At 39.5% G+C, this 12,839-nt stretch carries 5 protein-coding genes; all 5 read left to right on the forward strand.

Going from position 1 to position 12,839, the window contains the following annotated elements; translation table 11 throughout:
- Positions 1-3: 3 nt before the first annotated feature.
- From DXA54_RS24745 to DXA54_RS24765, 5 genes are read left to right on the forward strand one after another with little or no spacing between them, the layout of a single operon-like run.
- Entirely contained in the window at positions 4-2,568 is a 2,565-nt protein-coding gene (locus tag DXA54_RS24745; RefSeq protein ID WP_008650697.1) for a glycoside hydrolase family 38 C-terminal domain-containing protein, read from the forward strand.
- Positions 2,569-2,586: 18 nt separating this feature from the next.
- A complete protein-coding gene (locus DXA54_RS24750; RefSeq protein ID WP_008650698.1) occupies positions 2,587-4,926 on the forward strand; it encodes a GH92 family glycosyl hydrolase in 2,340 nt (779 codons plus the stop codon).
- Positions 4,927-4,974: 48 nt separating this feature from the next.
- Positions 4,975-8,064, forward strand: coding sequence for a discoidin domain-containing protein (locus DXA54_RS24755; protein ID WP_120080919.1), 3,090 nt, complete (start codon positions 4,975-4,977; stop codon positions 8,062-8,064).
- 45 nt (positions 8,065-8,109) lie between these two features.
- Positions 8,110-9,516: an SGNH/GDSL hydrolase family protein gene (locus DXA54_RS24760; RefSeq protein WP_120080923.1), complete on the forward strand. Its 1,407-nt coding sequence runs from the start codon at positions 8,110-8,112 to the stop codon at positions 9,514-9,516.
- 9 nt (positions 9,517-9,525) lie between these two features.
- On the forward strand, positions 9,526-12,201 hold the full coding sequence (locus DXA54_RS24765; RefSeq protein ID WP_120080921.1) for an alpha-L-rhamnosidase: 2,676 nt from the start codon (positions 9,526-9,528) through the stop codon (positions 12,199-12,201).
- The last annotated feature ends 638 nt before the right edge of the window (positions 12,202-12,839 follow it).

Consider the following 12,839-nt stretch of genomic DNA (forward strand, 5'->3'; position numbering starts at 1 on the left):
ACCATGAATAAAATTTATATCATATTACTGACTGTTTTCTTTTATGCAAATGTTTATTCTCAACAAGCTTATTTTGTTGATGGGTATCATGGCGGGATATATGGACATTATCCGGTAAAGTGGAAAACTCAATTTATTGTGGATCAGCTGGCTATGCATCCGGACTGGCGAATTTGTATGGAGATAGAGCCTGAAACATGGGATACAGTCAGAGTACAGACTCCGGAGGCTTATTTACGTTTTAAAGAGATGGCTACTAGTAATCAGGTAGAGTTTACGAATCCTACTTATGCACAGCCTTATTGCTATAATATCTCGGGAGAGAGTATAATAAGACAGTTTCAATATGGTATTGCTAAAATAAACAAACATTTTCCGGAGGTAGATTTTGTAACCTATTCGGTAGAAGAACCTTGCTTCACAAGTTGCTTGCCACAAATCCTTAAACAATTCGGCTTTAAATATGCTGTATTAAAATGTCCCAACACCTGTTGGGGAGGGTATACTGCTGCGTATGGCGGAGAATTGGTTAATTGGGTAGGACCGGACGGGACTTCAATATTGACTGTTCCCAGGTATGCTTGTGAAAAACTGGAGCCGGGATCAACCTGGCAGACAACTGCTTGGGGAAATTCGGATGCTTATTTAAAAGATTGCCGTAACGCAGGTATCAAACACCCCGTTGGTATGTGTTTTCAGGATGCGGGATGGAAAAACGGCCCATGGCTGGGAAGTGGAAAGAACACAAAAAATAATTCTATATATATGACATGGAGAGATTACATTGAAAATGTCTCCATCGGAAAAACGGATGATAATTGGTACTTTTCACAGGAAGATATACATGTGAATCTTATGTGGGGAAGTCAGGTTTTGCAAAAAATAGCGCAAGAAGTACGCGTTTCAGAAAATAGAATTGTCATGGCAGAGAAAATGTCTGTAATGGCTTATCTGGAAAATAAATATATTTGTCGACAGGCAGATATGGATGAGGCTTGGCGTACACTGATGTTGGCACAACATCATGATTCATGGATTGTGCCTTATAATGGACTGAATAGGAAAGGAACATGGGCTGATCAGATTAAGCGATGGACAGATAGTACCAATCATATTGCAGATGGAATTATTGAGGCATCTATGCAGAGCTTTAATGAAAAGTTTATTCCGCAAAATAATGCTCAACAGCAATATATACGTGTTTTTAATACATTAGGAATGAGAAGAAAGGAAGTCGTAAGTGTTCTTCTGCCTACGGAATTTGAAAATGCGGATCTAAGTGTTTATGACTGGAAAGGTAAAGATATAGGTTCTTTGGTAGAAAATGAAGGTAAAGAGATAAGATTATTTTTTGAGGCAGAGATTCCTCCCTTTGGTTATTCCACGTATTGTATAAAAAAGAAAGAAGCCGGTAAGAAAGAGGCTTCGGAGAGTAGATTCGTTTTGGAAGGTAATAAGGTGAATAAACAGGAATACGTGGTTGAAAATGATATGTATAAAATTGTTTTTGACTTATCAAAGGGAGGAACCATAAAAAGCCTGATAGCTAAAAAAGAAGGGAATAAGGATTTTGCAGGTAAAACGGAGAAATATGCTTTAGGGGAGCTACGAGGCTTTTTTTATGAAGAAGGTAAATTTCGTTCTTCTATAGAGACTCCGGCCAAGCTGACAGTAGTAAGGGATAATGTATATGAGCAAAAAATTAAGATAGAGGGTGAGATTGCTTCCCATCCGTTTACACAAGTAATCACTCTCACTAAAGGAACGAGACGGATCGATTTTGATTTGACGGTTGACTGGAAAAAGAATGTAGGTATTGGTGAATATAAAGAGGAACGTTGGCGTGATAATCGTCGGGCTTATTGTGACGATCGGTTTAAACTAAGTGTATTATTCCCGACTGATTTACATTCTCCCCGTGTTTATAAAGATGCACCGTTTGATGTATGCGAAAGCAAACTGACTGATACTTTCTTTGGTTCTTGGGATCAAATCAAACATAATATTATACTTCATTGGGTTGACTTGGCTGAACAGGAAGGCGACTATGCTCTGGCTTTATTATCAGACCATACTACTTCTTATTCTTATGGAGAGGACTATCCGCTAGGACTGACTGCTCAATATTCGGGTGGAGGACTTTGGGGACCTGATTATAAAATAACACACCCTTTGAGGATGAAGTATGCAATTATACCTCATCGTGGCAAATGGGACAAAGCATCAATCGCAGATGATAGCGATTGTTGGAATGAACCATTGCTGTATTCTTGCTATCCAGTGGCAAAACCGGAATCGAAATCATTTATTGATTTACAGAATACTGGTTATCAAGTGAGTGCTCTTCAAATGAAAGATGGAAAGGTACTATTGCGCCTGTTCAATTCTGAAGGAGACGAAAAATTACAAAAGGTTACCATTGACATGCCATTATCCGGAGTGGAGGAAGTTGATTTGAATGGACGATGTATCGAAAGAAAGAAGATAAAAACACGTGCAGGTAAATCGGAAATGATGATTTCAATGCCTCGGTTTGGTATTAAGACTTTCGTTCTTAGTTTGACTTAAAATAATTAGATTATTGTTATGTATAAAGCGACTGCTAATCTTTTAATTGTTTGCTTTTTGTGTTGGATGACGGGTTGCTCATCAACCAATACCGTATCGGAAGATTGGGTTCCGACCGATTATGTAAACCCGTTTATTGGTGCCAGTACTAGTGTAGGGGCTGCCGGTGTTTATCACGGATTAGGTAAAACTTTTCCCGGAGCTACGACTCCTTATGGTATGGTACAGGTTAGTCCTAATACAATAACGGGAGGTGATAACGGTTCCGGATACAGTGATGAACATAAGACAATCGAAGGATTTGCCTTTACCCAGATGAGTGGTGTGGGATGGTTTGGTGATTTGGGCAATTTTCTTGTGATGCCTACAACTGGTGAATTATATAAAGTGGCAGGTAAAGAGAATAATGATAGTATAAAAGGATATCGTTCGGCTTATAACAAAGCCACTGAAACGGCTAAGGCCGGATATTATTCGGTAGAATTGACTGATTATCATATCAAAGTAGAAAGTAGCGCAACACCACATTGTGGAATTTTACATTTTACTTATCCTTCTAGTGACCAATCGCGTATTCAGATTGATTTAGCTCGCAGAGTAGGGGGAACATCTACTTCGCAGTATATTAAAGTTGTAGATGATTACACTATTCAAGGATGGATGAAGTGCACACCTGATGGTGGTGGATGGGGTAATGGTGAAGGAAAAGCCGATTATACCGTTTATTATTATGCACAATTTAGTAAACCTTTGACTAATTATGGCTTTTGGAGTGCAGATATTCCCGAGCATTGGGTTCGGAAACGTGATGAAGTAGTGAGTATTCCTTATTTGACTCGTGTATCACAAGCTCCGGTTATAAAAGACAAGAAAGAACTGACGGGTAAACATCTGGGCTTTTTTACTGAATTTCCAACGAAGGAGGGAGAGACTGTAGAGATAAAAGTTGGTATCTCTTTTGTTGATATGGAGGGTGCTGCAAATAACTTTGAACAAGAAATAGCCTCTAAAAATTTTGGACAAGTAAAGCAGGAAGCTACTGAATTGTGGAATAAAGAACTTAATCGTGTCCGGATATCCGGTGGTACGGATGATGAAAAAACGATATTCTATACTGCCATGTATCATACGATGATTGATCCTCGTATCTATACAGATGTAGACGGACGTTATGTAGGCGGTGATTATAAAATACATACGGCTGACAGCACTTTTACAAAACGTACTATATTCAGTGGATGGGATGTATTTCGTAGTCAGTTTCCTTTGCAGACTATAATTAATCCGCGTTTAGTAAGTGATGAACTGAACTCATTGATTACTATGGCAGATCAGAGTGGGCGCGAATACTATGAACGTTGGGAATTGCTGAATTCCTATTCCGGCTGTATGTTGGGAAATCCTGCTTTGTCTGTTTTGGCGGATGCTTATATCAAAGGGATTCGTACGTATGATGCAGAGAAAGCATATCGTTATGCCGTTAACACATCCCGTCGTTTTGGTAATGATTCATTGGGGTATGCTCCGGAACCATTGAGTATTTCAACCACTTTGGAGTATGCTTATACTGATTGGTGTATATCTCAATTAGCGAAAGCTATGGGGAAAGAAGACGATGCCAAATGTTTCTATGAAAAGGGACAGGCATATCATCATATTTTTGATAAAGAAAAGGGATGGTTCCGTCCCCGTAAAGCAGATGGTACATGGGTAGAATGGCCGGAGAATGCACGTCTTAAAGAATGGTATGGGTGTATAGAAGCAAACTCTTATCAGCAAGGTTGGTTTGTACCTCACGATGTTCCGGGAATGGTGAACTTGATGGGTGGCAAGGAGAAAGTTATTGCGGATTTAACAGATTTCTTTAATAAAACTCCTTCTAATATGCTGTGGAATGAATATTATAACCATGCGAATGAACCTGTGCACTTCGTTCCTTTTTTGTTCAATCAGCTTGAAGTTCCCTGGTATACTCAAAAATGGACACGCTATACATGTGAAAAGGCTTATGCAAACAAAGTTGAAGGGATTGTTGGCAATGAAGATGTAGGTCAGATGTCAGCGTGGTATGTGTTGGCTGCTTCCGGTATTCATCCTTCCTGTCCGGGAAATACACGTATGGAGATTACAAGTCCGGTTTTTGATAAAGTAGAGTTCAATCTTGATCCCAGCTATTATACTGGGAAGAAATTCACGGTAATAGCTCATAATAATAGTATAAATAACGTCTATATACAAAAGGCCTTGTTGAACGGTCAGGAATACAATAAATGTTATCTTGATTTTGCGGACATTGCAGCCGGAGGTACATTGGAGCTGTTTATGGGTGATAAACCTAATGTTGAGTGGGGACTTTGATTGAATAACATACTCTAAAACAAATTGTTACTTTAAAATCTTGATAGTATGATGAATAAACTTGGGCTTATCATTGTATCGGTTATATTGGCTCTAATCCAGACAGGGTGTGCAGAGCAGAGTACATGGATGTCTTTGAACAGCTCTAATCCTCGGATTATCTGGGAAGTGAAACCCCAGGCAGATTTAGAGAACATAACCGGAGAGCAGATTTCTACTCCGGAATTTAAAATGTCCGATTACGTTAAAGGTGTGGTTCCCGGAACTGTTTTTACTGCTTATGTTGAAGCAGGAATCGTTCCTGATCCTAATTATGCCGATAATATTTATAAAGTAGACGAAACGTTTTATAACCGTCCTTTCTGGTATCGTACGGAATTCGAACTCCCGTCTTCTTATTCGGAGGGGAAGCGGGTATGGCTTCATTTCGACAATACGAACCGCTTTGCCGATTTCTATTTTAATGGCGAGAAGATATCAGGAACAAAAACATCTACTAAAGATGTAAGCGGTCACATGTTACGTTCGAAGTTTGATGTAACTAATCTGATAAAGAAATCCGGTAAGAATGTGATAGCTGTTCTGATTACCGATGCCGATCAGAAAAAGACGCGTAAGGCTAAAGACCCGTATGGAGTTGCGTGTAGCCCCAGTTATCTGGCTGGTGCCGGTTGGGACTGGATGCCATACGTACCGGGACGTCTGGCTGGTATCACAGGCAATGCCTATCTTGTGGTAACGGGAGATGTAGTGATGGAAGATCCTTGGGTACGTTCAGAGTTACCGACCTTGCAGAAAGCAGAGCTTTCTGTCTCAGCAGATATTAGAAATGCTTCTTCTTCCCCAAAAGAAGTCGTTGTATCCGGAGTGATTCAGCCGGGGAATATTTCTTTCTCTAAAGACATTCGGGTAGAAGGAGGAACAACAGCCAGACTATCTATTAACAAAGATGACATAGCGCAATTGGTTGTTGATCATCCGAGGCTTTGGTGGCCGAATGGTTATGGTGATCCCAATCTCTATACTTGTAAGCTGACTTGTTCTGTAGATGGAAAAGTGTCGGATGTAAAAGAAATGACATTCGGTATCAAGAAGTATGAGTATAAAATGGTCGATAATGTAGTGGGATATCCTGTTCTTACATTCTTTATCAACGGACAGAAGATCTATCTGAAAGGTGGAAACTGGGGAATGAGCGAATATCTGCTTCGCTGTCAGGGCAAAGAGTATGAAACGAAAATCAGACTTCATAAGGAGATGAATTACAATATGATCCGTCTATGGACTGGTTGTGTTACAGATGATGAGTTTTATGATTATTGTGATAAATATGGAATTATGGTATGGAATGATTTCTGGTTATATGTAGCATACAATGACGTGGCGCAACCGGAAGCATTTAAAGCGAATGCCCTTGATAAAGTCAGACGCCTCAGAAACCATCCTTCTATTGCTATTTGGTGTGGAGCTAATGAAACGCACCCGGCACCTGATTTGGATAATTACCTGCGTGAAATGATTGCGAAGGAGGACAATAATGACCGTATGTATAAGTCTTGCTCCAATCAGGATGGATTGTCCGGAAGTGGTTGGTGGGGAAATCAACCTCCAAGACACCATTTTGAAACTTCAGGCAGTAATCTGGCATTTAATACACCGGCTTATCCTTATGGCATTGATTACGGTTACGGTATGCGTACAGAAATAGGAACAGCCACTTTCCCCACATTTGAAAGCATTAAAGAGTTTATCCCGCAAAAAGACTGGTGGCCTCTGCCTACTGATGAGCAGTTGAAGAATGATGATGACAATGTATGGAACAAACATTTCTTTGGTAAGGAAGCGTCTAATGCCAACCCGGTTAATTATAAGAATTCAGTGAACACACAGTACGGAGAATCATCCGGACTGGAAGAATTCTGCGAGAAAGCGCAAATGCTGAATCTCGAAGTGATGAAAGGTATGTATGAGGCTTGGAACGATAAGATGTGGAATGATGCAGCCGGACTTCTGATCTGGATGAGCCATCCGGCTTATCCCTCGTTTGTATGGCAGACTTATGACTATTATTATGATCCTACAGGTGCTTATTGGGGAGCAAAAAAAGCTTGTGAACCTTTACATATCCAATGGAATGCTTCCAATAATAGCATAAAAGTAATAAATACTACAGCAAAGGATTTGAAAGGTGCAATAGCTACAGCTACAATTTACGACTTGAATGGAAAAGAAGTGCCTGCATACGGACAGACAAAACAGGTCGATGTGGCAGCCAGCAACATTGCAGAAGCATTTTCTTTGAACTTTAACCCTTTCAATCTGGCTTATGGAAAGAAGGCTGTAGCTTCTTCTTCAACAGGTGCCTCTAAAAGTGCTTCAATGGTTACTGACGGAGGAGCCGGAAGTCGTTGGGAAAGTGCATACAGTGATCCTCAATGGATATACATTGATCTTGGTAAAGAAGAAAAGATAGAAAAGGTTATTTTGAAATGGGAGGCAGCTTGTGCTAAGAAATACGAACTGCAAGTATCGAATGATGCGCAAGAATGGAAAACCGTTTATACCAACAAAGATGGAAGAGGTGGTACTGAACAGATTGAATTGGAACCTGTTACAGCACGTTATGTGAAATTGGCAGGCATCAGCCGTGCCACACAGTTTGGATATTCATTGTTCGAATTCGAAATCTACGGTGAGAAACCAAAAGAGATAGAAGAACTAACTCCGCTTCATTTTATCAAGTTGGAACTGATAGATGCCAAAGGTAATCTAATCTCTGAAAACTTCTATTGGCGGAATGGCGTGAGAGCTCTTGACTATACATTGCTGAACACACTTCCGGAAGTTGCTTTGTCTTGCCGATTGGTGGATAAATCGATGTCTGACGGAAAGATGAAGATAGCTGTAAAGAACAATTCCGAGACTGTGGCTTTTGCTAATCGGGTGAGGCTTGTTAATAAGGCTACGCAGAAAAGAATACTTCCAATTATTATGTCCGATAATTATGTGACGTTGATGCCGGGCGAAGAAAAGGTTATCACTATGGAGGCGACTCCCGAACTGTTGAAAGGAGGCGTAAGTGTATTGGTGAAACAGTATGGGAAAGCAGAGAAGAATAAGCTGGATATAGCAGATTGATTGTTGTACGGTTATCTTTATGGTTTGATTAAAAGAATAAAGAAAATGGCTAATAGACTAAAAATGAGGATACTCTTGTTGTTATCTTTAGTTTATATAAATTGCGATTACTTACAGGCACAAACAACAATACCCCGGTTTGAAGAAGGGGAACGTGTCGTATTTGTAGGAAACAGCATTACTCACGGCGGACATTATCATTCATTTATCTGGTTGTATTACATGACTCGTTTCCCGGATAAACCGATTACTATCATGAATGCCGGAATTGGTGGAGAGAGTGCGTGGGATATGAAGGATCGTTTGGACTATGATGTTTTCAACAGGAAACCAACTTATGTGACTCTAACTTTCGGTATGAACGATACCGGTTATGATATTTACATGAAAGACAATGCAAAAGAACTGTCAGAACAACGGATTGCAAAGTCATTGGAAAGCTATCGGGAAATAGAAGAACGCTTACTGGCTAAAAATAAAATAAAGAAAGTATTGATTGGTGGTTCTCCTTATGATGAGACTTCTAAGTTTAATAATTTTATATTGCGTAATAAGAATAACGCTATTTTAAAAATAATAGATGCCCAACGTACATCGGCTAAAAAGAATGGCTGGGGTTTTGTTGATTTTAACCAACCGATGCATGAGATAAGCAGAAAAGAGCAGGAGGCAGATTCTACATTTACATTCTGCAGGATAGATAGAATTCATCCGGATAATGATGGACAGATGGTTATGGCCTATTTGTTTCTGAAAGCACAGGGACTGGCTGGGGATGAAGTGTCATCAGTATCTATTGATGCATATCATTCATCTGTAATAACTCATAAGAACTGTAAGATTTCAAAACTGAAAAAGAACGGAGCTGATCTGACTTTTGATTATCTGGCGTATGCTCTTCCTTATCCGCTGGATTCAATTTCTAGAAGTGGCTGGGGAAATAAAAGGTCACAACGCGATGCAATGCAGTTGGTTCCATTTATGGAAGAGTTTAATCAGGAACGTTTTCAGGTAACAAATTTAGAGAAAGGAATGTATCGGTTAACTATAGACAATCAGTTTATTGACAATCTCTCATCCGAAAAGTTGGCGAATGGAGTGAATTTGGCAGATTACCCGAATACTCCCCAATATCAACAAGCTGCGAAAATCATGTATCTGAATGAAGAACGGTTTGAAGTGGAGAAACGCTTCAGAGAATACTTGTGGACCGAATATTCATTCTTGAAAAAGGAAGGATTATTGTTTGCTGATGATCAGAAAGCTATCGATAAACTAAAAGAATATTTACCTAAAGACGGGTTTCTTAGGATGAGCTACGATTGGTATATAAAAGCGATGAATCCCGAAATACGGGAGGTTTGGAGCAATTATATGAAGACTATTGTTGAAACAATTTATAAAATCAATAAACCTGTCACTCATAAAGTGAGGCTGGCAAGAGTTGAATAATAATAGAAAATGAATAGTATGAAACGGTTATTATGTTTAGTTTGTTGTTTCTGTTGGCTGTCTGTGATAGTGTATGGAAGTAAGAAAACATCTACTTTTTATTTGTCAGAGTTGAAATGTGAAAATCTTATTAATCCTTTGGGGATTGATAATGTGACCCCTCACTTCAGTTGGAAGTTAAAGGGGGACGGCTGGAAAGGCGGGCAAACTTATTATGAGATACAGGTAGCTTCGGATAGTATTCTGTTGGCACAGGATAAAGCTGATTTATGGAATACTGGGAAATTGAAATCCGATGTTTCTGTTATGGTGCCTTATCGAGGGAAGACTTTAACTTCTCGTTCTTTGTGTTATTGGCGGGTACGCGTTTGGGATGCTAAAAAACAAATTTCTTCATGGAGTCCTGTTGCTCGTTTTGGGGTTGGTATCTTAAATAAATCACAGATGCAGGGAGAATATATTGGGGCTTCTGTTGAAGGTGGTAAGATTTGTGCTCCTATTCTTCGCAAAAAAGTGAAGCTGACTCAAAGGGAGACTTCTTTCCTGCATGTAAACACGTTGGGGTATCACGAAATTTATGTCAATGGGAAAAAGGTCGGAGAAGATGTCCTTACGCCTGCTGTATCACATTTATCTAAACGTTCATTGATTGTTACTTATGATATTACTCCTTATTTACGAGAAGGAGAAAATGATTTGCTTATCTGGCTGGGACAAGGTTGGTATAAAACGACGACTTTCGGAGCTGCTTATGAAGGTCCGCTGGTAAAAGCAGAATTGGATGTGTTGAGAAATGGTAAATGGGAAGTCGTAACGAAGACAGACGGATCATGGTACGGACGTGAAAGTGGCTATTCGGATACAGGTACTTGGCGTGCTTTGCAGTTTGGAGGTGAGAGGGTGGATGGAAGGATTCTTCCGCGAGATCTTTCAACACAGGCTTTAGACAAAATGGAATGGATTCCTGTTGTGAAAGTGAATGTTCCCGATCATATCGCTTCCCCTCAAATGTGTGAGGTAAACAAGATACATCAGATTTTGCCGGCTGTTTCTGTAAAGAAGCTGGCTGAAGGTCTCTGGCTGGTAGATATGGGAAAGGTTCAGACCGGATGGTTTGAGATGCAAATGCCTATATTGCCGGCAGGTCATGAAGTTATTATGGAATATAGTGATAATTTGACGAAAGACGGTGAATTTGACAAGCAAGGTGAAAGTGATATTTATATATCTGGTGGTAAGCAAGGAGAATACTTCAGAAATAAATTCAATCATCACGCTTTTCGATATGTGCGAATATCCAATCTTCCTCAGAAACCGGAAACAGGTGCAATGAAATCTATGCAAATTTATGGAGATTATAAACAGACCGCAACTTTTGAATGTTCGGATGCCGACTTGAATGCTATTCACCAAATGATTCAGTATACGATGAAATGTCTGACTTTTAGTGGATATATGGTAGACTGTCCGCATTTGGAACGTGCAGGATATGGTGGGGATGGAAACTCCTCAACGATGTCTTTGCAAACGATGTACGATGTAGCCCCTACTTTTGAAAACTGGGTACAAACATGGGGAGACTCCATGCGTGAAGGAGGAAGTTTGCCGCATGTTGGTCCTAATCCGGGTGCCGGTGGTGGCGGTCCGTATTGGTGCGGATTCTTTGTACAGGCTCCCTGGAGAACGTATGTCAACTATAATGATCCCCGCTTGATTGAGAAATATTATTCTCAAATGAAAGAGTGGTTTAAGTATGTTGATAAGTATACAGTAGATGGTTTGCTGAAACGTTGGCCCGATACCAAATACCGTGACTGGTATTTGGGAGATTGGCTGGCACCTATGGGGGTAGATGCTGGTAATCAGGCTTCTGTGGATTTGGTAAGTAACTGTTTTATCAGCGAATGCTTGGGCACTATGTATAAGACAGCCTTAACATTAGGCAAAAAAGAAGAGGCGGAAGAGTTTGCTATCCGTAGAGAAAAACTCAATAAGTTGATTCATCAGACATTCTACCGTGCGGATGAAGGGATCTATTCTACCGGCTCACAGTTGGATATGTGCTATCCTATGTTGGTAGGTGTTGTACCTGATTCTTTGTACAATAAAGTGAAAGAGAATGTCGTTACGATGACCGAAGAAAAATATAAAGGACATATTGCTGTTGGTCTGGTTGGAGTACCTATTTTGACAGAATGGGCTGTTCGGAATAAACAAGTGGATTTCTTCTATCAAATGATGAAGAAACGTGATTATCCCGGTTATCTGTATATGATTGACCATGGTGCGACAGCGACTTGGGAATATTGGAGCGGAGAACGAAGTCGTGTGCACAATTGTTACAATGGAATTGGTACTTGGTTTTATCAGGCTGTAGGAGGAATACGTCTTGACGAGGCTAAACCTGGATATCGTCACTTCTATGTCGATCCTCAAATACCAAACGGTGTGATCTGGGCAAAAGTAACGAAAGAATCACCTTATGGCACAATTGCTGTTAATTGGAAGTTGAAAGATGATAATCAGTTGAATCTTCAATTGACAGTTCCTGCCGGAACAACGGCTACAGTTTGCATCCCTAATAATGCTGTCTCATGTAAAAAGAATAAGAAGAAAGTGAGTGTTAAGGAGCAGACTGTTGATGTAGAAGCAGGGCATTATGATTTTCTATTTAATTTGAAATAGATACCCCTACTAGAGTGTATTTATGATTTTCATTTCTCATATTCTCATTCATTAATCATAAATGGCAGAAAACTAATAGGATAGACTATGAGAAATGATTTTTAAGATGGTATTTCTCATAGTTTTTCTGTCAAATACCCCGTATTTTACCTTATTTCTCATACTTGTTGGATTCATTTCTCATAGTGTTTTTCCAATCAACCTATACAAGAATAAAGAAACAACTAGTCAACCATTATCAGGGAAGTACATATTCTCCTTGTCCCATATATTGTGGGAAAGTATTCCCTACTAGTAGGGAAAAGATTCTCTTATTTTGTGGGAATAAATTCTCATAATATCAGGGAACATTTTCCCATAATATATGGGACAATCGGAACTACAGTTTATCTTCAACCAGAAAAAAGGAGAAGATAGTATTTGACTATGAGAAATACTCTGAAATACTATGAGAATAAGGTGAATTTTAAGCTAAAATAGAAGGTGTATTATGAGAAATGCCGTCTTAGAAAGTATTTCTCATAAGCTATTTGTTTGATTATTTGTTGTTTATCAGTCACCTATGAGAATATGAGAAATGAAATTTAAAAATCTGGTTCTTCGTCAAATTTGGTGGTACTTCTTCTATTGTGAATAAA

Origin of the sequence: Bacteroides sp. OF03-11BH, from assembly GCF_003604005.1 — a bacterium.
Lineage (GTDB): Bacteria > Bacteroidota > Bacteroidia > Bacteroidales > Bacteroidaceae > Bacteroides > Bacteroides ovatus.